We start from the raw sequence: 24,329 nt of genomic DNA, 5'->3' as shown, positions 1-24,329 counted from the left end.
ACAATAAAAAACCTGAAATTAACAAGCTTAAAATAGTATGATATATTTATGAATTAAAAAATACAAAAGATTGGTATGGTTTAAATGAAAAAAATTATCTGTATAGCTATCTTTTTTATACACAATAATGGCTTTTCCTACAACTTTTGGACCAACGAAGACAAAGAAAAATTAATAGACAAAATAGTAAGCCAGATGGATAACAAAGAATTACTGGGTCAAATGTTTATGATAAGTTATCCAGGAGAACAAATAACAAAGTTTGTTCTGAACTTTATAAAGAAGAAAAATTTGGGAGGAATCAAAATCTTTGGATGGAATGCCAAAAACTTACATAAACTATTAGACAGCATAAATAAAGCACAATCGATATCTCAAAATAATAGATTTAAAATCCCTTTATTCATAGCAACAGATCAAGAAGGTGGATGGACACAACATATAAAACTCAAAACATCAAAAACAATAGGAAATCTCGGAATTACAGCTACTTTATCACCAAATGATTCTTATCTTACAGGATATCACATAGCAAATGAGTTAAGACAACTTGGAATCAATCTAAATTTTGCACCTATAACAGATATTTACAGCAATGAAGAAAATTTTCTAATAGGACCAAGAGTATATTCAAATAATCCACAAATCGTTTCTCTTTTTGCTTTAGCTTTTTACAAAGGACAAAAACAAGCAGGAATAATCTCAACAGCAAAACACTTCCCTGGACATGGCAATACCACTGTCGATTCTCACATAGAAATGCCAATAATAAACTCAAATTTAAAAGAAGTGCACTTAAACGAACTATTGCCATACAAAATATTAATACAAGAAGATATTCCAATGATTATGAGTGGACACTTAGCTTACCCAATGCTTACAAATGGCAAAGAAATACCTGCATCATCGTCAATTAAGATAATAAAGGAACTACTCAGGAAACAATTAAAATATGACAATTTAATAATAACAGACGATTTATTAATGAATGCAGTAAAATATAAAAATGAAAGCATTTATGACACAATAGAAAGAATTATTAGAACTGAAACTGATATTTTATTAATATCATTAAACGAAGACATACAAGATAACGCCTACAATAAATTACTAAACCTCATGCAAAAAGATAATGAAATAAAAGAAAATATTATAAAATCTAACAAAAGAATACTTCGAATAAAATTAGAATACTTAAAAGAGAAAAAAAACGAAACTGAAATTTATCCAAATTATAAAAATGCCCAAAAAATACCTACTAAAGAAGCTGAAAAATTCTTTGAACAAAGTACATTAAGAGGAATAACGAAAATAAAGTTATCAAAAAAGATATCAAAGCATAAAAAAACACTCTTAATATCACCTTATCACACAATGATAAAAGAAGGTAAGAAAATATTTCAAAATAGTTCTGTCTATTACTATGATTATTACCCCTTAAACAGAATAAACCCTACAAAACTAAAAGAAATAAAAAACCTAATTGAAAAACATGAACAAGTCATTTTTAATCTTTCAACACCTGCTAGTCGAAAATACATAGAAAACCTAAAAGAATATAAGGATAAAATAAGTACAATCGTCTCACTTACACCTCAACACATAAAAAAACTAGACTGGATACAAAATATAGTAATAGTATACGGAACAACAACACTATCATTTAAATCTGGACTCCTAACTTTGACAGAAGATTTTAATCCAAAAGGACAAATTCCCTTAACAAACTTTAAGACTTAATAGTATCCTTGATGTATGCAATAATTTGATTCTCTAAAAAATTTAAAGAACTATTTTTAACTTTAAACCCACTGGCATGCTTGTGTCCCCCACCTCCAAAATATTTTGCAAGCTCGCCAACATCAAAATATTCTCTAGAACGAAGCCCCACCAAAACAGAACCATCTTCCGTCTCTTTCAAAACAACCAATATTTCATTATTCTCAACATTAGCAAGAAGTGAATAAAACAGGTCATTAACACCACTGACATTATTTTCCTTCTTAGAATCAAAAGGTAAAATAGTAAGCAATACCTTGCCATTGAAATAAGATTTAAGATTGTTTAGCATAGTACTAAGCATATCTATTGAAGATAAACTCTTAACAGATTCAACATAATTATAAATATCTTTAAGGCTCAAACCCTTAGATACAAGCCTAGCTATCATCTCAAAAGGTTCAGGATCACTTCTTGAAATAAATCTAAAAAATCCTGTATCTGTACAAAATCCAACCAAAATGTACCATGCTTCTTCTTTAGTGACTTCATATCCGAATGCTCTAACTAATTTCTCAATCAAAAAAGTAGTTGAAGGAGCAAAAGGATCAATATATCCAGGAGCATCTAACTTATCACCTGATGCATGATGATCAATAACAAGAATAGGCATATCTTTCACATAAAAAACAAATTCATCTCCTATTCTATCAAATATCGAGCAATCCAAAATAATAACACCATGATCTAAAGAATCAATATCTGGCCATTTAGACAAAAATTTATCTTTAAAAGGAATTATCTCCTTCCTTACAAAAGGACCTTCATTTAACATTATAGCTTTCTTACCTATTCTAGATAAAAAAGAAGCTAAAGCCAAAGATGAGCCAATACAATCAAAATCAGGATCCTTATGTCCCACAATAATAAAATTATTATATTTCCTAATAAATTCAATAACATCTATCATAAAAAAATATTCATAAACCTTTCACATAAATCAACAATTACACGTTATAACTAAACATTCTACAATATTTTAACAGAAAATTATAAACACGTGCTATAATTGATAATATCAAAAATTAGGAGGATTTAAGTGGAAAATGTCAAACAAAATGCAATTGAGAAAGCATTTCAATTGGCTGAAACTGCAAGAAATAATGCATATTCACCATATTCAAAATTTAAAGTGGGCGCCTGCATTAAAACTAAAGACAACTCATTCTTCCAAGGTTCAAATGTTGAAAACGCAAGTTTTGGAGCAACTCGTTGTGCAGAGCAAGCCGCAATAATAAATATGATATCATCTGTAGGTACACAGAAAATAGATTTTATATTAATCACAACAACTCCAGCAAGTGTTCCATGCGCAATATGTCGTCAAGTAATGTCAGAATTCTTCGAAGAAGATACTCAGATATTAATAACAGATCCTTATCAATTTAACACCAATAAAAAAGTTTCACAAATTTATACACTTAAAGATTTACTGAAAATTCCATTCAATAAGGAAGAATTATCAAGAATACTTAAGACAAATCAAGCAACATAATTCAAAAACCCATGTAAAAACAAAATCTGGATATCAATTTAAAATACCCAGAGAAACAACAGCTCTAGCGAACTCATTTAACTTGTCAACCTCAAAAGAGTATGCTGAAGAATCAAAAATTTCTAATATAAGCTTTTTCTCATTAATATTAAATTCATAATCCAATACCTCTAATGACAAAAAATCAATAATTGGAATAAATCTATCGATAAAAGAATATATTCCTTCATCAAAGTCAAAATTTTCATAATAATAATTAAATGCACTCTCTAAAGCTTTTCTATCAAAAATTTTAAGAAAATCATAAAAAACATTCTCAACACTCTTAACATTATTTATTAAAACTTCATTTTCAGAAATACATCTTTTACATTTCTTAACAAAGAATTGAGATTTTAACATAAATCCTCCTCTCGAATCATTTAGGATATTAAAAATCAATTGAACATTAAAAAAAATAATGCTATCTTTACATATAACAGGATTACACAATACAAAAAAGAGAAAATGCAAACATGGTAAAGATGATCAACAACAAAAATATCAACAAATACACTCACTTAAAACTCGAAAGCTTAAAGAAAAACGAGATTTACATAACATATATAGAAAATAATATTAAAACAATTTCATATTTGAAAGCCAAAATACAAAACAAAGAAATTAAAATTAACAATTTCTATATTGATCCAAACTTTCAAGCAGAAGGAATAGAAAGAATACTTATTAATAACTTAATTTATTACAGCAAAAAAAACAAACTGCACAAAGTCTTATGCGAAATTAATGATATAAAAGAAGAACTAAAAAGTCTAGGATTTGTAAATGACAACAATGTATATAAGAAAGATCTAACTTACGAAACAAAAAAAAATATACTCATAATGAGAATAGGACTTATCTCAGTATTAGCAGAAGTAGCATCAATAACATCTAAACTCACTGTTGGAATGCTTTTTAATTCATTCGCACTCATCGCAGATGCACTTCATGTTACATCAGATTTTATACTATCTACAATTACCTATTTTAGTTTAAAAATTACAAATAAGCCTGAAACAATTTATTATCCTTATGGATATAAAAAAATGGAAAACTTGATATCATTGATCATAGGAATAATTATAATAACATCAGGATTTACAATATTTTTAAATACAACAGGACTAAACAAATTAACAAGTTTTAAAAGTGAATACGGATTACATATCCACCATCATAACCATAAGCATTATCATGAAGACAAAAAAAATATATTAGAAATTTTCTCAAATCATTCTTTTAAAAAGAGTATCTGGATACCATTAATACCTTTTATATTTTTTTTAGTAAAGATAGTCGAATATCTAGTAAAATTCCAAATTGGTAAAAGGTACAACAACTACTTACTTTTAGCACTATCATCATCTGACAAAAACTGCATATTCTCTCACGGAGGTACTACACTAAGTTTATTACTCGCAAATTATATATGGACAGGATTTGATAAAATAATATCTATATTTATTAGCTTTATGATGATTAAAGAAGGACTCCATGTGATCATAAACAATGCTAATAACCTTCTATCAAAACAAGATATAGACTTAAAAAGAGAAATAAAAAACACATTAAAAGATATCAATGTCAATTTTAAAGAGCTTAACTTTTTGTATCAAGGAAACGACTTAAATCTCTATATAAAATTAGATCTAAACTATGAAAATGATTTAAAAAAGTTAATACACAAAATAGAAAAAATAAAATATACTGTAAAGAAACACCATAAAGAAATATATGAAATATATATCCTAATATAAAAATAAAATCCATTGACAACTAAAGTAAAATTGTGTTAAATTATACTGTAAAAAGCAGGATGGAGCAGAAAGGTAGCTCGTCGGGCTCATAACCCGAAGGTCGTAGGTTCGAGTCCTACTCCTGCAATTTAAATGTGAGGAATAAATGAACAGAAAAAATATAGCTAAAGGAAAATTAGTTAGGCGATTTGGTGTAAATGTTTTCGAACAGCCTAAATATGACAAACTGCTTAAAAAAAAACCTAATGCACCTGGAATGCATGGACGGTCTAGGCGCGCTAAAATCACGGAATATGGAAAACAACTCATAGAAAAACAAAAGGTAAAGTTCACTTATGGTGTAAGTGAAAGACAGCTCACTAATATTTTCAAGGAAGCAAGAAGACAGCATGGAGTTACAGGAAATAATCTTTTAGCATTACTAGAGAGAAGAATTGATAATGTTGTATACAGAGCTGGATTTGCCATTTCAAGGGCTCACGCAAGACAAATAGTTTCACATGGAATTATTATGCTTAATGGAAGAAGAGTTACAATTCCATCTATTACCCTAAGAGCAAATGACATGATACAAGTAAAAGAAAAAGACAGTCTAAAAAAACTAGTTAGATCCAACATAGAAAAAACATCAGCTCTTCGAAAATTGCCAAATTGGATAGAAGTAAACGCTGATAACTTAAATGTAAAGGTAACCCGTCCGCCTTCAAGAGATGAAATACCTACGCTTGCAAATGAACAAATGATAGTTGAATATTATTCTAAGAGAGCATAAGACAAGAAAGGCAAGTAATCATGTTACTTGCCTTTCTTCCTTTTAGTAAAACTCTTTCTAAAATTATTATTAGAAAAATGTAAAAAATTATTTTGAATTGTATTCTTAGTAGAACGCTGAGAATTAAATGATATTCTACTACCTGAAGGTTTCCTAACCCCATCTTTCATATTATATTTCCTCCTTTATAAAACTTCATAGTACATCAAACCCTAAATGATATTTAAATAGTCAAACACCTCTCCCACATGAGAAACATACCTAACATCAATATTATACCTAATATCTTCTGGAATCTTAACATAATCTTTTTCATTATCTCTTGGAATAATAATCTTATTTATACCACTCCTATAAGCTGCAAGCACCTTTTCCTTAATGCCCCCCACAGGAAGAATTGAACCCTTAAGAGTAACTTCCCCTGTCATAGCAAGATCCAAAGGTATTTTCTTACCAGACAGCACAGAAGCTATGGCTGTTGCAATAGTAATCCCCGCTGAAGGTCCATCTTTTGGTGTAGCTCCTTCTGGAAAATGAAGATGAATCTCAGGAATCTCATTTACATTAAAATTAAGTTCAGAAGAATAAGTTTTCACAACAGAATAAGCCAATTGGACACTTTCCTTCATAACAGTACCAAGACTACCCGTTAAAATAATATCTCCTTTCTTATCAAACTTAATAGCCTCAATAGGAAGTACAGCACCCCCATAACTTGTCCAAGCAAGACCATAAACAAATCCAGAAGAATCACTTCTCACTAAATTAAATTTATATTCACAATCCATATATACATGAAAATTATTCATATTAATTATTTTATAAATACCAGGAATATCAGGATCATGAGTAAAGAGCATATTGCTACCATGTATTAAGGAACTTGGAAAATAAAAATTTCCTCTAATTATATCTTCCTTTGAGTAAGTATAAAGCAACTCTCTTACAATCATTCTAAACAAATTAGTTAGAATTCTCTTTAAATTTCTAACTCCAGATTCCATAGTATAATTCCTGATTATGTGCAAAACAACATCGTCTTCTATTTTTACATAAACTTTATTTAAAAAACTCTCTTTAATTATATTTGGTATTAAAAAATTTTTTGCAATTTCTAATTTTTCAATAAAAGAATACCCCTCTACTTTAATGATCTCCATCCTGTCAAGAAGGGGTTTAGAAATCTCATGCAAAGAATTAGCTGTTGCTACAAATAACACATTAGAAAGATCATAAGGGATTTCTAAATAATGATCAACAAATCTGGTGTTTTGCTCAGCATCTAAAACTTCTAAAAGTGCTGCTTCCGGATTTCCCTTATAAGTGCTGTTAATTTTATCTATTTCATCAAGAAGAATTACAGGATTAGATTTTCCTGCCACTTTAATAGCATTAATAAAAACTCCTGGAAGAGCTCCAACATAAGATCTCCGATGCCCTCTTATCTCTGTTTCATCTCTCAATCCACCAAGAGAAATTTTTGCAAACTCCCTAGAAAGAGACTTAGCAATAGATAAAGCAACAGAAGTTTTACCAGTACCGGGTGGACCCACTAAACACAAAATAGGAGCTTGAACTTTAGAATTAATATAATAAACAGCTAAAAAATTTATTATTTTTTCTTTAGCTTCATTCATACCATAATGAGAATTCCTTAAAACAAGTTCAATATCTCTTAAAGAATTATTCATCACAGTATTTTCATTCCAAGGTAAGTCAAGCAACAATTCAACATAATTCCTCACAATATTAGCATCTGGTGAATTTGTATTCATATGAGTCAACCTAGATATTTCCTTTTCAATTCTAGATTTAATAGCTTCGGGAATATTCTTAAAGCTCAATCTTTCAAGATAATCAGCCTCATCCCTACCCAACCTCTTTTGAATCTCTTTAATTTGCTCATTTAAAAAATATTCTCTTTGTCCCTTATCAAGTTTAGTCTTAACCTTAGTCTTAATATCTTTCTTAAGAATTAAAAGTTCAGTCTCAATGCTTAAATTTATGATCAATTTTTCTATTCTAACTTTAACATCTAATTCCTGTAAAAGCTCCATCTTGACTTTATATCCTAAATTCACACTAGACGCTATAACATCAACAAACTTAACTGGACTATCAAAAAAATTGCTACTTCCATCTTCTTCTAATGTTTTAACGGGTAAATAAGATCTATAAGTTTCATAAGCTTCTCTTAAGAATTTAGAATAAGTAAAAAGTTCGCTATTAAATTCACATTTATCAGATATAAAATCAACTTTCGCCCTAAAATAATTATCCTTTTTTAAAACACTTTTAATAATAACTCTATCCTGAAAATCAACTAAAATTTTAACTAAAGTTTCACTAACCTTTATAACTTGAATAACCTTTGCATAAGTACCAATAGGATACAAATTTTCTAAATTAATTTCTTCATCATTACCAGATTTAAGATCGTTAAAATAAAGAAATACAATCAATCTACCTTCTAGCATAGATTGACATATTGCATTAATTGAAACACTATCATCAAAATTAACCCACAAAGCCACATTGGGGAAAAAAACGTTTTGCCTTAAGAAAATAACTGGAAGATCATCTTGTTTAGAATTAATGAGATTTAGAATTGATTTCATAAAGTTCTTTTGCCCAAGGCTTATTAATATGCTTTCCTGTTAAGATCAAGGGCTCAATATTACGATTTAAAACAGACTCTCTAGTAACAATAACCTTTTTAATCTGCTTAGTTGATGGTATCTCAAACATCACATCTTTAAGTAATTCTTCTAAAATAGAACGCAAACCTCTAGCACCTGTATTTTTAAGCATGGCTTCTTCTGCAATTGCATCAAGCGCATCTTTTTCAAATACCAACTCAACATTATCCATCTCAAACATACAACAATATTGTTTCACAATAGAATTTTCAGGCTCAATTAATATTTTAATTAAATCTTCCTTTTCTAACTTCTCAAGATAAGAATGTACAGGCAATCTACCCACAAATTCTGGAATAAGGCCAAACTTAACCAAATCTTCCATCTCTAAATACTCTAAAATATAACCATTACTCAAATCTCTCTTAACAGAAGACGAAAATCCAATAGAAGTTTTATTAATTCTTTTTTTAATAATATTTTCAAGTCCTACAAAAGCCCCACCACATATAAATAATATGTCTTGCGTATTGATTTCAATAGTGTCCTCATAAGGATGTTTTCTCCCACCTCTTGGAGGAACATTCGCAATAGTGCCTTCAATTATTTTCAATAAAGATTGTTGAACACCTTCTCCAGACACATCTCTTGTAATTGAGACATTTTCACCTTTCCTTGCAATTTTATCTATTTCATCTATGTAAATAATACCTTTTTCTGCCAAACTTACATCTCCATTAGCAGCATGGATTAACTTAAGTAAAATATTTTCAACATCCTCCCCAACATACCCAGCCTCAGTAAGCGTCGTAGCATCCGCAATTGCAAATGGAACATTCATCTCAGCTGCTAACTTCTTTGCAAGCAAAGTTTTACCACTTCCAGTAGGTCCTACAAGCAAGATATTAGACTTTTCAAGTTCAACTCCATTTTCTCTCTTACTACCTCTAGATATCCTTTTATAGTGATTATAAACAGCAACAGACAATACTTTCTTTGCATCTTCCTGGCCAATAATATAATTATCTAAATGGATCTTAAGTTGCTTGGGAGTCGGAAGCTCTCTCAAAGATCCACCACCTTCAGGCTTTTCTACCTCTTCTTGAAAAAGATTATGACATATCTTAGAACATTCAAAACAAATAGCTACAGACTTTGCCGAAATAATTCGCCCCTCAACCTCAACACTAGTACGTCCACAAAAAGAACAACCCTCAATTTTTTGACTTTTACTTCTTGCCATATAAAATCTCACCTAAATAAAACTAATCCCTTACCAAGATGCCATCAATAATTCCATAATCAAGAGCATCTTTTGGTGTCATAAAATAGTCTCGCTCGATATCAAGAGACAGTTTTTCCTTAGAAACCCCTATCTTATCAGACATAATATCTATTATTAACTTTTTAAGTCTTATAATTTCATTGGCTTGTATGCTAATATCACTAGCCTGACCGCCTATTCCACCCCAAGGCTGATGGATCATTATTCTTGAATATGATAATGACTCTCGTTTGCCGACAGCACCACCTGCAAGCAAGAATGCAGCCATTGAAGCCGCTTGACCAATACAAATAGTTCTTACATCTGGTTTAACATACTGCATAGTATCATAGATTGCAAGTCCTGAAGTAATGCTACCTCCAGGAGAATTGATATAAATATATATATCTTTCTTAGAATCTTCAGACTCTAAGAAAAGAAGTTGAGCAATTACCGTGTCTGCTTTCATATCATTAATCTCACCACTCAAAAAAATTATTCTATCTCTCAGCAATCTTGAATATATATCAAACACACGCTCATAATTTCCAGTATGTTCTACAACAGTAGGTACCAAATTATACATATATTCTCTTATCACTATTCACCTATTTCATAATTAATAAAATCTCTAAAGGCAACTTTTTTAAGCTTAATTTCCTTCACATTTTCTAAAATTTTATCTTTAACCCTTTGCCTTTTAATTTCATCCTTTAAAATTTCAAACAAATTTTTCTCTTGATAGAATTTCTTAACCTCTGTAAGTTCCATATTTGCATTCTCAGCTTGCTTAACAAGCTCATTTTCCAAATCAACATCCGTAATTTCTGTTAAATCATTATCTACTATTCTTTGGAAAACCAATTTAGACTTTAACTTATTAAGTACATTTGCCTTAAAAACATCACTAACACCTTCCAAGCTTATAGAAGCATTGTTTAATTGCTCAAGATTAACTTTACTTTGATTTGAAAATCCATTTAAAACATTCTTAAGTTCAGATTCAAACATAGTAGGCGGAATATCAATATTTAGATTCTCTGCAATACTAGACAACAATTTAGAAAGTTTAAGAGATTTACTTCTTTCCTTAATAAGGCTTAGCATGTTTTCTCTTATATGCTCTTTAAGCTCAGCTAATGTATTAAAACTATCTTTAATATCCTTTGCGAAATCATCATCAAGATCAGGAATATCACGTCTTTTTATTTCCTTAAGAATAACCTTTAATCTCTTAAAAGAATTAGCAAGCTCAGTGAATTTATAATCCACACCATAATTTTTATCTATTATTTTCTCTTCATCCTTTTTCATCCCAATAATGTCATCATCAAATCCATAATAATTATTAGACTCACCAACAGTAAAAACAAAATCTTGCCTCTTAGTTGTTAAAATCTCATTTAAAGAATCATCAAGTTCAACGAAATCTACTCTAACAATACTGCCTATCTTAACATCACCACTATCCTCAACAACGATTGCGTTTTCAAGCTGTAATACTTTAAGCTCAGCTTCCACATCATCATCAGAAATAATAACGTCTGGAATTTCTACCTCAATATCAGATATATTAGGTATCTCAAATTCAGGATAAGCTTCATAAACAACAGTAAATTCAAAATCCTTATCAAAATCTATTTCTAATTTTTCATCTAATATCTTAGGAACAGCATAACCCAATGGCTTATAAGTTGCATTTTTAAAAAATTCCTCTAAAGACTTATGAATGACTCTCTCTATGGTAAGAGTTCTTATATTATCGGAATATTTACCTTCAATAATACTAAAAGGAATCTTCCCTACCCGAAAACCTCTAACCTTAATACGAGAAGCATAATCTTGCAAAATCTCATTGTACTTACCTTTAACAAATTCTTTCGAAATTCTAATAACAGCCTCAACCTTAGAACCGGGAATCAATTTTACATCATTATTTAATATCACAATATTCCTCTAACTAAAATGAATTAATGTTAATAATTACTAAACCTAAGCGAAAGACGGGATTTGAACCCGCGACTTCCACCTTGGCAAGGTGGCACTCTACCCCTGAGTTACTTTCGCATTCATTACAGAAGGTGGGACTCGAACCCACATGCCTAAGGCACTAGATCCTAAGTCTAGCGTGTCTGCCAATTCCACCACTCCTGCCTACTTTAGGTAGTATACAAAACTTAAAAAGCTTTTTCAAGTATGAAACTAACGTTTTACACCCAGCAGGGCTCGAACCTGCAACCTTTGGATTCGAAGTCCAACGCTCTATCCAATTAAGCCATGGGTGCAGTTTAACAAAATAAAAGGTGATCGACGGGACTCGAACCCGCGTAACCGGAACCACAACCCGGGACTCTAACCACTGAGCTACAATCACCAACTATATGCAACTATGCGTAAACTTATTTTATCATATTTGATACCTAAGTCAACTAAACCACACAATCAAAATCAAACAACATTAAAATATAAAACTTATGATAAAGTTTCTAAACTCTTCTTTAAGAAATTATAAACTCTAATAGTCGAAGCTATATTAACTCGCTCTCTTGGCGTATGAGGAGCCTCAATCCAAGGACCAATTGTAACTGAATCTATCCCTCCAAATCTTGTAGATATTATCCCAGTCTCAAGACCAGCATGAATCATTACGGTTTTAGCCTCTTCCAAATACATATCTCTGTATACATTCTTCAGATGATTCAAAAGTTTACTATCCTTCGACGGCTTCCACGAAGAATAATCATAAACGATTTTAAAATTAGCACCTGCGAGACTACTAATAGCTTTTAAATGATTAAAAATATACTCCTTTTCAATATCTAAAAGAGACCTTATTGTAAATACAAATTGGTACTCATTACCAACCTTTAAAAGACTAGCAAAATTTAAAGATGTCCTAATAAGTTTTTCATCATAATTCTCAACTTTCTGAACTCCATGCAAAAAAGCCATGCCCATACTTAAAAGCTTATTCTGATCCATATCATCCAAAACATCACCAAAAAAATCTACTTTTCTTAAAATAATTTCAAAATCAGAATCAAGAGTACACATTTCTTGCACACAAGATTTAAACGATTCTAATTCCTTCTCTAATAAAACATAATGCTCAGCCTCAATTAATATTAATGCCTTTGCCTCCCTAGGAATAGCATTGCTCTTGTCTCCACCAGATATATACCCAATCTCAAATCTCATACTTCCTCTGAGCGTATTCAAAGCAAAAAACATCAACTTCAAAGAATTTCCTAAATCAATATGAATGTCCGCACCAGAATGGCCTCCTTTAAGACCTGTAAACAAAATTTCAACACCTATTCTTTTTTTACCCTGTCGATACTGCGGCTCAAAGCTAATCTGGACAAGTCGCGAACCAGCACAACCAACCAAAAAATAACCTTCTTCTTCTCCATCAAGGTTAATCAACATCTGCCCCCTACAGAAATGAGATTCAAGTCCAATAGCACCTATTAATCCTATTTCCTCATCAACAGTAAAGAGAAGCTCCAAATCAGGATGTCTAAAAGTTGAAGACTCACTCATAATGGCAAGCATCATAGCCACCCCAATCCCATTATCAGCACCAAGAGTAGTACCTGACGCAAAAAAATATCCATTATCTTCAATGATATTGATAGGATCTTTCTCAAAATCATGCACAATAGACTCATTCTTTTCACAAACCATATCTATATGAGCTTGCAAAATAATAGGAAACACCTTGCTACAACCATTAGCCTTAACCTCAACTACAATATTGCCAATATCATCTTCTTTAAAGGAATGTCCGAATTTTTTAGCTTCTTCTTTAATAAAATCACTAATACCCTTTAAATTTTTCGAACACCTAGGAATTCGAGTTATTTGCCTAAAATAACGAATTACAATACTTTCCATCTTTATCCCTTAATAAGAATTAACTTAAAATTAAAGATCATTTATCATATACTATAATAGCACATGATAAAAACTAACCTCAAAACGAACGAAGAATTAACCTAAAACATCTGTGCCTTTAAAATTTCAAACTTATATAAACAATCCCTCTAACAACCTTGGCCTTCATACTACTATCGCATATAATAATAAAAAAATCTAATTAATCACAGTCTCACACTAAAATTCATTAAGCTGCTACTAAATCAATTTAAAGCAAGATTAAAAAACTTTAGCTCCATCTGGATATTCCACAACAACTTTAAAATTTTCAGGAAAAACAAAAATCTTTCTGGATTTAGACTGATCAAAATCTTGCGCTACAATTGGAATACCATATTTAGTTAAAGAATTAACAGCAAACTCTGAATTTTCAACGCCCACTCTTATTGTCCCTTTGGCCATAAAGTTAGCACCTCCAAAAAGTTTAGCCTTAAGATCACTCTTTGACGCTCCACTCCCTATCATAGCATCAATTAACATAGGAATAGCATAAACTCCATATCTACCCTTCTGTGAAGCATTCACTATAGAATCAGATTTCACTAAAACATAATGATTCACGCCTATAAGCTTGCGAATCCCATCATAAAGCACAACAGAAACACAAGAACCAAGTATTGTAGAAATAACCCTATCATTTGACACAAAAGCTTCACCTGGGACGATTATTGTGACATCTCTCTTTAACTTAAAATTAAAATGATTTAACATAAAACTAATCACTCTCTTAAAAAATTTCTATAAAATACCTAATAACTATTAGAAGTTCTAATTCTTAAACGTAACTAAACAAATAAATTTAGAACCTCTAACTTAAAAGTATCTTCCCACTATCTAATTATTGACTAAGTGGATAAATTACAGCTTTATACCAGACTCTATTACTCAAAGTGTATGCTCTAAAAGACATATTTCAAAAGACTTTGAAAAGAAATACTACATATATTTTCCCCTCCCCATTATAGCTCTTTTTATTTAATTTTGCCAATAAAAGAAAATTGAGTATAGTTACTAAAGCCATATTCAAATAATTTCTGGGCAATAAGAGCACGTTTTCTCTCGCCAACATTATTCACTCCCTTATTAACTCCCAAAACAACCGCTATTAATCTTATACCATCTTTTTTAGCTGTAGCAACTAAATTTAAACCAGATACTTTAATATAACCTGTTTTTAATCCATCAGCATAAGGATAATTAAATATCAAAATATTTTTATTCTCTTGCCTTAAATTTAACATCTTGCAAGAAGAAGTATCGCCTAAATTTTCAGATCTTGGATAAACAAAATCCCTAAGAGAATGCATATCAAGCATAAATTCAAACTCTTTTATATAGATCCTTGCAAACAATGCCATTTCTAACGCTGTGATCTTATTATTACTACTATAACCCGACGTATCAACAAAACTCATATTCACAAGTCCCAAATTTAAAACATTCATATTCATTAAATTAATAAAATTGCTTAAATCCTTCCCAACTATAAATTCAGCAATTGCAATAGCAGCATCATTACCTGATGAAATTACAAGACCTTTAAGTAACTCTTCAAAACTTACCTTGTGACCCTCTTCTAAAAACATCAATGAAGAATCTAAAGGAAGATTATAATATGATGCAGCACTGCTAATAGGAACACTAATCTTCAAATCTATATTTTTTTTCCTTGCCTCAATTAAAGCAGTATAAATAGTAACAAGTTTAGTAAGCGATGCTGGTGGAAAAACTAAACTTGGATTTTTGGCATAAACAATACATTTAGTATTATAATCAAGCAAAACAACTGACTTAGCATCTTCCACTATTTTTTCAATCTCAAATAAATCAACCGCAAAAAGCTTACCAAATAAAATAAATAGAACTAAAATGATAAAAATATTGGAAATACTTTTCACAGAGTAAAATTATACTTTATTGCACAAAAATTTGTTATAAAATTAAATAGCAAATCTAGAAAGGAGTACTATTATTATGAATTTTTATGATTTTATTAAGGCCTTAGTACCAATCATACTAATAATTATTGGACTTGGGATAATAAAAAAACCATCATATTATGTGATACCAATATGCTTAATAGTCACCATTGCAATAACTTTATTTGACAAAAATTTAGGAATAGTCAATACAAGCCTTGCAATATTTGAGGGAACAATAATGGGAATATGGCCAATAGTTATTGTAATTATAGCTGCCATATTCACATATAAAATGGCTGAAAGTCAAAATGACATGAATATTATAAAAGTCATGTTATCAAATGTATCCTCTGACAAACGAATAATAGTTTTACTTGTAGCATGGGGATTTGGTAACTTTTTAGAAGGAGTTGCAGGATACGGAACTGCAGTTGCAATTCCTGTATCAATATTAATAGCAATGGGATTTGAACCATTCTTTGCCTGTCTTATATGTTTAATCATGAATACATCTTCAACTGCCTATGGTTCAGTAGGAATTCCCATAATATCTCTAGCCCAAGCAACAGAATTAGATATTAAAATGTTATCATATAATATCTCTTTACAACTAATCCTTCCAACTCTTATTGTACCATTTGTACTAGTCATGCTTGTAGGAGGTGGAATTAAAGCGCTTAAGGGAAGCATGTTTATACTTACACTCCTCTCAGGAGCATCAATAGCAATATCCCAAATTTATATTTCAAAAACCTTAGGACCAGAACTTCCTGCAATACTTGGTAGTATAACTGCAATGATTATAATAGTAATTTATGCAAAGCTTTTTGAAACAAAAGATACAACTAATAAAAATATAAAAGTATCAGTAATGCAAGGTTTTCTTGCGTGCTTACCCTATACTCTAATGGTCTCACTTATAATAATTATTTCACCACTCTTCTATGAAATAAACAAATATGTATCAACCTTCAAAACCACTCTTTCGATTTATCCAGAAGCAACCCCATTACAATTGAAATGGTTAACTTCACCAGGACTATTAATTATTATTGCAACAGTAGTGTCTTACTTAATCAGAGGCGTTTCTATAATCGAACAAATAAAAGTATTTATACTTACAATAAAAAAAATGGCACTCTCTTCTTTCGTAATTATTTGCATAGTATCAATATCAAGGTTAATGACACATAGTGGCATGATAAAAGATCTTGCAGATGGCATATCAACATTAACAAGCACATTATACCCATTATTTAGTCCATTAATTGGAACTTTGGGTACTTTCCTCACAGGAAGCGACACTGTTTCAAATGTTTTATTTGGACCCTTGCAAACACAAATTGCAGCAAATATAGATGCTAATCCTTACTGGCTCTCAGCCGCAAATACAACAGGGGCAACTGGAGGTAAAATGATCTCACCTCAAAACATTACAATAGCAACAACAACTGCAGGACTCATTGGACAAGAAGGCAAATTACTATCAAAGACCATTCCCTATGCTCTTGGCTATATTTTGATATCAGGGGTTCTAGTTTATTGCTTATCCTAAATAATCAATAAACCAAATATTTAAACATATAAATAATACTAACAAAATAATTCTGTTAGTATTATTTAAAAGATATCAACATAATAAACTATAAAAGTACTTGAATTTTTATACAAAAATTAATATCATGAAATTAATACCCAAAAACTAAAAACACATAATCACTTAAAGCTTCTAATGAAGTCCAAAATCTTATAATAAAGGAGATATAAAAATGAAAAAAATAATATTATATGTCTTTATAATGCTAGTAAGTACTGGCACAATTTTGGCAGAAGAAACAGATCAAGATAACAATTCAACTAAATTAAATCCATGGCTGCCTAAACTAACATTCAAAAACAGCAATGAGTTCAGATTTGACATGGACGAACTCATTCCTGGTTTGGAAAATAAAAGCCAGATAAAAATTAAATTTGAACCATCTGAAAAAAATAAAGAAATAGGCAAGGATGATCCTTTCTCAGCCTATATTAAAGTTGAAAATCTATCATTAAAAGCTGAAGGAAACAAAGATGCCATACTCAAACTCAATGTAGGAAACATTACAACACGAATAAACATATATGACTTTTATATTAAAATGGAATCAATGACTAATTTCGATTTTAATCAAGAGTCACTATTTGGTTTTGCACCACTAACTAGTATTAAAAGTGAATACTACGGCTTCTCAAGCAATGACAGTGCCATAAGAAGAACAATCCTTGCAAGAAGCACAGAAAACAAAGTCAGCACAATTCAGTTTGGATACACTCTCCCACAATTAGAACTAGTACTTGCAATTGGAGCAACAGGAACAGGTAATAGAAATCATAAAAAAAATGTCAACAAAAAGGATCAAGATCAAAAAGAACAACCCCTTTACAACGATACTTACCAAGGCATACTCTATGGAACTAAAGCACAATGGAAACCAATAAAAAATGAACTAGAACAACATAGCTTAAAAGTCATTGCAGAAACTCCACTTGAATTAAATTTTGGACTCTCAGGAGCAATAGGAAATTCAACATTTAATCAGTCATCAATAATATGTGCGCCTCAAGACAAACCTATTGATGACTCAAAACTCTTTAGTCCAACCTTATCAAATGCAGCTATTATGGCCTCTATAGGACTTGTTTACAAACTTGGTCTTACAAAAATCAACAACAAAAACACTTACCTCTTATTACAAACAGGCTCTGATCTGGGAATAGATCCATTCGCAAGTGACTTCTCTATATTTGGATACCTCTCTAAAAAGGCAAACACAAACGAGCAAAATCAATTCAACCCAAAAGAGAACAAACTTAGCCTTAATAAATGGAGAACCACTAATTTTGCATTCTCCATAGGAGCTGGCATCGGCCTAGCTTGGAATATAGATGATGGTGAAAAAGAATCATGGGCAATTAAAGGAAAGGACTCTTACAGTACAAGAATATTTGGAGAACAAGATAAAAAATCTGGAATTGGCATTGGAATTACATACGGACAAAACTTATATAAGCCTACATCTTCAAGAACAGCAATACAAGAAATCGCAGCAAAAACATTTAAAACTCTTAATGCTGAGATCTCAACTTACGAAGATAACAAAAAAGGAATTATTCCTAATCTTGGATGGACAGCTTCAATTGGGGTTTACGACCTATTAAAAGGACAACCTCAAGCAGATACAACAGATATTCTTAAACTAATTGATACAAAGACAACAATTTCATTTACTGATGCAGCTAAGATTGGAGGTGCCCTATATATAGACTACGCAATACCTATAGAATCTATATCACCAAATACATATATAACCCCATATGCAGGAGCTCATCTTTTAGGCTCACTTACAAGCTCAGACAAAAAAGTATATCTCAAAGCCGGACTAGAGTTAGATAAATTAATCAAATTAACAACAATATCACTTGGATGGGATTCAAACAATTTGCTTGCATACCAAGACCAAAAAGGAAGTGTTTTCTTACAAATTCAAATATCTTTTGATGAATAAAAAAAATTGTTTAAAGAGTAAAAGTCTACTCTTTAAACAATCCATAAAATTTATTTCAAATAATAAATCATAGGAAAGTAACACTGCTATTTTAAATTTCGCTCTTTACATATCTTTTCATAAGCATCTTGAATCTTAATAAATTTTTCATTAGCTTCTCTTTGTTTCATAGGTTCATTTGCAAACCTATCCGGATGATATTGTATAACTAACTTTTTATAAGCCTTCTTTATATCGTCATCACTAGCATTATATTTCAAACCTAATATCTCATAAGGATTAATAATCTCTATATTAATATTTTTGTAAGCATGTTGATTCTCAAAATCAAGCTCAAGAAATGAACTAACATATCGAATAAATTTATCCCCTTCCAAGTTTCCATATCTAGCTAAATTATTAATCTCCTTAAGAACTGAAACAAGCCACACAAAAAGATCTTTATGCTGGAAGTATCCAAGTTTTAACGTATATAATATTTTGTCTGCATTCCTATTCTGCGTAACAGAAAAATGAAATATATTATAAAGTTCTGTCTTCTGTCTCTCAGATAAATTCAAAGAACTAACTATAAAACTAATATAATTTAACTGCTCACCAGTCATTGACCCCAAAATAGAAATCAACTTGGCCATTAGTAAAAAAGATAATCTATAAAATTCAAATTCTCTTGATCTAGCATAAGAGTAATCTCTCGTAGCATATATTCTAAATCCACCTAAAATGCTGGAGATCATGAAAAAAATAAAAAATATGAAGAACAAACTTAAAAAAAAGGGACTAAAAATTAAAATAAATGGTAATAATAAAAAGAAAATTTGAAACAAATTAGACATCTAAACAAATATCCGTAAATCAAAATTAAGGCATATTAAAACTACTAATAAATTCTATAACTTCTCTTTTTATTTTTTTAAGCTCATCATTAGATTTAGTCTTCAAAGCTCTAATAATAAAATAAGCAACCCTAACAGAATCATCTCTATTTAAACCTCTCGAAGTAATAGCAGCAGCTCCAATTCGAATACCAGATGCCACAGAAGGATTTCTTGAATCAAAAGGAATTGTATTCTTATTAAGAGTAATATTTACACTTTCAAGAATTTTCTCAGCATCAACTCCTGTAATATCCAAAATACTAAGATCAACTAAAAATAAATGATTATCAGTTCCACCACTAACTATTCTAAAACCTTCTAAAATAAAACACTCAGCCATAGCTTTAGTATTACTTATGACTCTAGAAATATAATCTTTAAAGTCATCCATCAAGGCTTCCCTAAAAGCAACTGCTTTTCCTGCAATAACATGCATTAAAGGCCCACCCTGAGTTCCTGGGAAAACACAAGAATTAACAGCATCTTCAAGAGTTCTCTCTTTATTATTACAATTAATTATCATACGAGATTCTTTACCTGCAAGAATCAATCCTCCTCTAGGACCTCTTAAAGTCTTATGAGTAGTACTTGTAGTCAAATGTGCAACATCAATTGGAGAATTATGAAAACCTGTAACAATAAGACCCGCCGTATGGGCAACATCACACAAAAGATAAGCCGACACTTCATCCGCTATCTCACGAAATTTTTTAAAATCAATTTCCCTTGAATAAGAAGAAGCACCAGCGATTATTAAATTGGGCCTACATTTCTTAGCTATTCTCATAATATCGTCATAATCAATCATCTCGGATTCCTTTGACACTCCATAAGAATATGCATCAAAAAACATCCCAGAAAAACTAACCTTACTACCATGAGTCAAATGACCACCATGTGATAACTCCATTCCAAGAATTCTATCTCCAGGCTTAATAAGTGCCATGATAGCAGACATATTAGCTTGAGACCCACTATGAGGTTGAACATTAGCATAACTTGCACCAAAAAGCTCTTTCGCCCGTGATATAGCTAAACTCTCAATATCATCAACAACAAAGCACCCACCATAATACCTCTTTGAAGGATAACCTTCAGCATATTTATTAGTCAAAATACTCCCAACAGCCTGTCTTACACCTTCTGAAACAAAATTTTCTGAAGCAATTAACTCAATATTATCTCTTTCCCTTTTAAATTCCTTTTCAATTAAATCAAATACAATTCTATCTACCATCAATATGGCCCTCCAAAATAACTCTATAATTTAGAGAATAATTACTATTTGTCAAGCTTTTATACTTAAACATTCTCAAGTCTAAATACTCATTAAATAATAAGTCATTCTCATAATCTTCCTTATAGCCATAATGAATATAATCTTCAGACATATTCAAAAAATAATTAGAACTATCCTTAAATAATACTGCATTTACTATATCAAAATAAATAAACCCAACCTTCTCTAAAAAAAATTCACACCAAGTATGTTCTTTAAGACTCGAAGAATTAGAATCAAAATAAAATCCAACCGCATTTCTTAAAGGTATATTGTTACGTAAGAACAATAAATTCGTAAGTAAAATCAAATTATCAGGCGAAATTTTTCTCATCTCAATAGATTCATCCAAAGTCAAATCATTATCTATAACCGTAAAATACAAAACTAAAGCATCAACAATAGATTTTGCCAATTTATAAGTTGAATCACCACTGTTTAGTTTGTTTATATTCAAATTAATAGGACTTAAATCAAGTGAATCATAAGACAAATAACTATTTCTCTTATTTAAAACATAAGTTTTAAATTCATACGTATCACTATCTGTATTTACTTTAATACGCTCCAAAGCTTTTCTATCAAAAATATCTAAGTCTAATCTACAAGTCTCAACTTCAAATTTTAAACGATATGTATCTAATTTTAAACTTTTAAAAAACAAATTATCTACATTCAATACAGTTCCATTATTATCTGAAAACTTAATTTTTTGTCTTTCATTTTCAATTGGAGCTAAATAAAAAATATTAAAATTAATGTCATCTGATGTCAAACTAAAATCTTTACTGCGAGACTGAACAAAGTAAATTTCGTGAGATATTTTAAAATTTTGAGTTTTCCTTAAATTCCACCTAAAAAAATTTGTATTAAAATTAAAAGGAATTTTATTACTCTCAATTCCGTCAACCAGCAAAAAAATTTCACCATCAATATGTAAAGTCTTTGGAGGTAAAAATCTTATTTCTTCTCCACTCAATATAAATACATCTTTAGAAAGGACTTTATAAAGTTCATGTTTGGTCTGAATAAATACTTCAACAACATCAGAATCTGATAATAAATTTCTGCCTCTTAATGTCACAGGAACATTTGTCATTAAACTCAAACTCTGATCAGCAAAAAGAAAAGGCTTGTTTTTTTCCTCAACCCTAATTGGTACTTGTCTACTAATTACAAAAAAAAGTTCATTACTAATTCCCTTATCGCTCTTTATAAAAATAAGGCCAGAATTGATCTCATCTGTAATCCTGAAAGCTACCCTTTCATTACTCCAGCTAATAACACTACTTTTCATTAAATAATGATCATTGATATTAATCCCTCCAATTTTATTACCTAAATTACGTCCTTTAATCACAATTACATTTTCATGAGAAGCAGGCATTGGTGATATTTCATAAATTACAGGCTTTAAATAAAACAAAAATCCAGAAAAAATAAACAAAATCAAAAAAATCGAAAAAACTAAACATAAAATAAAATATTGACTTTTTAAAAATACTGCCAAAAACTATCCTCTTTTAACCTTAGTTCCTTCTCGAGTATCAATTAATACAAAACCCTTAGAATAAAAATATTCCCTAATCTCATCAGCACGATCGAAATCTTTTCTTAACTTAGCAAGTCGTCTCTCTTCCAGCAAAGCATTCATAGTATCATCAATATTAATTATATCCCTCTCAATATCTCTAAGAACTTCTTCCTTTAAACCAAGAGATAAAATTACATCAAACCTAAATGCAAGTTTAAGCTTTAAAAGAGCATTCAAATTGTCATCCCTAATAACATCCCATAGCAAGGCTAATACCTGAGGAATATTTAAATCAAAAGCTATTTTCTCCAAAAAACTATCATAATATTCATTTTCCAAATCACACTCAACATCTTCATAAATCTCACTAAGTAATGCTATGTCAGATTGATTTAATGAAGAATAAAGAGAGATCAATTTCTTAAGCATGTTTTCTCTAGCAATCCTGCAAGATGTCAGATTATTAAAGGTAAACTTAAGTTGATTTCTGTAATGTGCAGTTAAACAAAAATATCTAAAATCTAAAGGCGAAAATCCACTAACTTCTAAATCTTTAATGGTAACAAAGTTATTATTTGATTTAGACATTTTTTCATCTTCCATAATCAAAAACTCACCGTGAACAAACATCTCACACCACATTTTATTTAAATAACATTCCGCTATTGCTATTTCATTTATATGATGAACACCAATATGATCAACCCCCCCCAAATGGATATCAAGGTTGCTTTTAAAATAATCTAAATTCATTGCTGCACATTCTAAATGCCAACTTGGATAACCAAATCCCCAAGGCGAATCCCATTTCATCTCTTGATTCTTAAATTTTGAATTTGTAAACCACAAAACAAAATCTGATTTATTCTTTTTTGATGGATCTACCTCAACTCTGGAAACTGCAAAACATCCAGAATTATCTAAATTAATGCCAGCCATTTGCCCATAATTCTTAAAACGAAAAGTATCAAAATAAACATTACCATTAACAAAATAAGTAAAGCCATTTTGCTCAAGAATCTTAACCACCTTTATCATGCTATCAATATATTCACTCGCAATAAGCACCTTGTCAGGACGAACAATATTTAACTTTTCACAATCACGAAAAAAAACTTCTGTAAAAAACCTACTAATCTCATAAACAGTAAGTCCTCTCTCCCTTGCAGCTTTAACCATCTTGTCTTCACCCTCATCAAAATCGCCTGTTAAATGACCAATATCAGTAATATTCATTGCATAATTAACATTATATTTTAACAGCCTTAAAGATTTAATAAGGATATCTTCAAAAATATATGTCCTAAGATTGCCCACATGAGCATAATTATAAACAGTAGGACCACAAGCATATACCTTAGTATCAATCTGTTTCTTTACTTCACATAAACTCTTTGTTTTAGTATTATATAATTTAAGAAGCATAAATCCCGTGAAAAAAATTACTTCTAGAGATCAAAAATATCATAATAATCTCTATATAG

General features: G+C 30.4%; 19 protein-coding genes, 5 tRNA genes and 1 pseudogene. 7 read left to right on the top strand and 18 right to left on the bottom strand.

The features are described from left to right. The first annotated feature begins 195 nt into the window (after nt 1-195). The gene (locus tag N187_RS03070) at nt 196-1,740 is read left to right on the top strand and encodes a glycoside hydrolase family 3 N-terminal domain-containing protein (protein ID WP_051483127.1); all 1,545 of its coding nucleotides are present in this window, start codon (nt 196-198) and stop codon (nt 1,738-1,740) included. Here the strand turns inward: N187_RS03070 and N187_RS03065 are convergent. Then, entirely contained in the window at nt 1,730-2,689 is a 960-nt protein-coding gene (locus tag N187_RS03065; protein WP_025419777.1) for a DHH family phosphoesterase, read from the bottom strand. The genes N187_RS03070 and N187_RS03065 overlap by 11 nt on opposite strands. A 129-nt stretch (nt 2,690-2,818) precedes the next feature. Between N187_RS03065 and cdd the strand changes: the two genes are divergently transcribed. Continuing rightward, nucleotides 2,819-3,274, top strand: coding sequence for a cytidine deaminase (gene cdd / locus N187_RS03060; RefSeq protein ID WP_025419776.1), 456 nt, complete (start codon nt 2,819-2,821; stop codon nt 3,272-3,274). 33 nt (nt 3,275-3,307) lie between these two features. Here the strand turns inward: cdd and N187_RS03055 are convergent, their stop codons facing one another. Then, nucleotides 3,308-3,676, bottom strand: a complete 369-nt coding sequence (locus N187_RS03055) for a hypothetical protein (protein ID WP_025419775.1) — start codon at nt 3,674-3,676, stop codon at nt 3,308-3,310. 113 nt (nt 3,677-3,789) lie between these two features. Between N187_RS03055 and N187_RS03050 the strand changes: the two genes are divergently transcribed. The 3 genes from N187_RS03050 to rpsD all read left to right on the top strand — a co-directional run bounded on the left by N187_RS03050 (nt 3,790) and on the right by rpsD (nt 5,845). After that, nucleotides 3,790-5,073 carry a cation diffusion facilitator family transporter gene (locus N187_RS03050; protein ID WP_025419774.1) on the top strand — a complete coding sequence of 428 codons (1,284 nt, stop codon included), beginning with the start codon at nt 3,790-3,792 and terminating at the stop codon, nt 5,071-5,073. A gap of 53 nt (nt 5,074-5,126) precedes the next feature. Then, nucleotides 5,127-5,200, top strand: a tRNA-Met gene (locus N187_RS03045). An 18-nt stretch (nt 5,201-5,218) separates the two neighbouring features. After that, nucleotides 5,219-5,845, top strand: a complete 627-nt coding sequence (gene rpsD, locus N187_RS03040; RefSeq protein ID WP_025419773.1) for a 30S ribosomal protein S4 — start codon at nt 5,219-5,221, stop codon at nt 5,843-5,845. Between the two features lie 23 nt (nt 5,846-5,868). Here the strand turns inward: rpsD and N187_RS04940 are convergent, their stop codons facing one another. The 12 genes and pseudogenes from N187_RS04940 to N187_RS02985 all read right to left on the bottom strand — a co-directional run. Continuing rightward, entirely contained in the window at nt 5,869-6,015 is a 147-nt protein-coding gene (locus N187_RS04940) for a hypothetical protein (protein ID WP_172641798.1), read from the bottom strand. A 42-nt stretch (nt 6,016-6,057) separates the two neighbouring features. Further along, the gene (gene lon, locus N187_RS03035) at nt 6,058-8,463 is read right to left on the bottom strand and encodes an endopeptidase La (RefSeq protein WP_025419772.1); all 2,406 of its coding nucleotides are present in this window, start codon (nt 8,461-8,463) and stop codon (nt 6,058-6,060) included. Continuing rightward, nucleotides 8,438-9,727, bottom strand: coding sequence for an ATP-dependent protease ATP-binding subunit ClpX (gene clpX / locus N187_RS03030; RefSeq protein ID WP_025419771.1), 1,290 nt, complete (start codon nt 9,725-9,727; stop codon nt 8,438-8,440). The genes lon and clpX overlap by 26 nt, the downstream gene beginning before the upstream one ends. 22 nt (nt 9,728-9,749) lie before the next feature. Next, complete coding sequence (gene clpP / locus N187_RS03025; RefSeq protein WP_025419770.1) at nt 9,750-10,334, bottom strand: ATP-dependent Clp endopeptidase proteolytic subunit ClpP; 585 nt, start codon at nt 10,332-10,334, stop codon at nt 9,750-9,752. A 14-nt stretch (nt 10,335-10,348) separates the two neighbouring features. Further along, nucleotides 10,349-11,695, bottom strand: a complete 1,347-nt coding sequence (tig, locus tag N187_RS03020) for a trigger factor (RefSeq protein WP_025419769.1) — start codon at nt 11,693-11,695, stop codon at nt 10,349-10,351. Nucleotides 11,696-11,743: 48 nt separating this feature from the next. Beyond that, nucleotides 11,744-11,815 (bottom strand) — tRNA-Gly (locus N187_RS03015). Nucleotides 11,816-11,821: 6 nt separating this feature from the next. Continuing rightward, nucleotides 11,822-11,902: transfer RNA gene (locus N187_RS03010), tRNA-Leu, on the bottom strand. A gap of 57 nt (nt 11,903-11,959) precedes the next feature. Beyond that, a tRNA-Arg gene (locus tag N187_RS03005) sits at nt 11,960-12,033 on the bottom strand. Nucleotides 12,034-12,050: 17 nt separating this feature from the next. Then, nucleotides 12,051-12,122 (bottom strand) — tRNA-His (locus N187_RS03000). A 98-nt stretch (nt 12,123-12,220) separates the two neighbouring features. Further along, on the bottom strand, nt 12,221-13,645 hold the full coding sequence (pepD, locus tag N187_RS02995) for a beta-Ala-His dipeptidase (protein ID WP_025419768.1): 1,425 nt from the start codon (nt 13,643-13,645) through the stop codon (nt 12,221-12,223). A gap of 261 nt (nt 13,646-13,906) precedes the next feature. Beyond that, nucleotides 13,907-14,398, bottom strand: coding sequence for a chemotaxis protein CheD (locus N187_RS02990; protein ID WP_025419767.1), 492 nt, complete (start codon nt 14,396-14,398; stop codon nt 13,907-13,909). A 244-nt stretch (nt 14,399-14,642) separates the two neighbouring features. Further along, a pseudogene (locus tag N187_RS02985) lies at nt 14,643-15,585 on the bottom strand (D-alanyl-D-alanine carboxypeptidase family protein); the annotation flags it as partial. A gap of 76 nt (nt 15,586-15,661) precedes the next feature. On the opposite strand from N187_RS02985, the gene N187_RS02980 reads away from it, so the two are divergent. Both N187_RS02980 and N187_RS02975 read left to right on the top strand, forming a co-directional pair. Further along, nucleotides 15,662-17,164: a lactate permease LctP family transporter gene (locus N187_RS02980; protein WP_025419765.1), complete on the top strand. Its 1,503-nt coding sequence runs from the start codon at nt 15,662-15,664 to the stop codon at nt 17,162-17,164. 214 nt (nt 17,165-17,378) lie between these two features. Further along, entirely contained in the window at nt 17,379-19,154 is a 1,776-nt protein-coding gene (locus tag N187_RS02975; RefSeq protein WP_025419764.1) for an integrin-binding adhesin P66 family protein, read from the top strand. Between the two features lie 86 nt (nt 19,155-19,240). On the opposite strand, the gene N187_RS02970 is transcribed toward N187_RS02975, so the two are convergent. The 4 genes from N187_RS02970 to N187_RS02955 are packed head-to-tail and all read right to left on the bottom strand — an operon-like array spanning nt 19,241 to nt 24,270. Beyond that, the gene (locus tag N187_RS02970; RefSeq protein ID WP_025419763.1) at nt 19,241-19,990 is read right to left on the bottom strand and encodes a J domain-containing protein; all 750 of its coding nucleotides are present in this window, start codon (nt 19,988-19,990) and stop codon (nt 19,241-19,243) included. A gap of 25 nt (nt 19,991-20,015) precedes the next feature. Continuing rightward, the gene (gene glyA, locus N187_RS02965; protein WP_025419762.1) at nt 20,016-21,269 is read right to left on the bottom strand and encodes a serine hydroxymethyltransferase; all 1,254 of its coding nucleotides are present in this window, start codon (nt 21,267-21,269) and stop codon (nt 20,016-20,018) included. Beyond that, nucleotides 21,259-22,821 (bottom strand): DNA-binding protein, encoded by a 1,563-nt coding sequence (locus N187_RS02960; RefSeq protein WP_075550326.1) that lies wholly within the window; start codon nt 22,819-22,821, stop codon nt 21,259-21,261. Before N187_RS02960 ends, glyA begins: the two co-directional genes overlap by 11 nt. A 3-nt stretch (nt 22,822-22,824) precedes the next feature. Beyond that, nucleotides 22,825-24,270 (bottom strand): cysteine--tRNA ligase, encoded by a 1,446-nt coding sequence (locus N187_RS02955; RefSeq protein WP_025419760.1) that lies wholly within the window; start codon nt 24,268-24,270, stop codon nt 22,825-22,827. Between the last annotated feature and the right edge of the window lie 59 nt (nt 24,271-24,329).

It is taken from the genome of Borrelia anserina Es (genome assembly GCF_001936255.1).
Classification (GTDB): Bacteria; Spirochaetota; Spirochaetia; order Borreliales; family Borreliaceae; genus Borrelia; species Borrelia anserina.
Note: the sequence above shows the minus strand (reverse complement) of the source record. Positions and strands in the feature narration are given on the sequence as shown.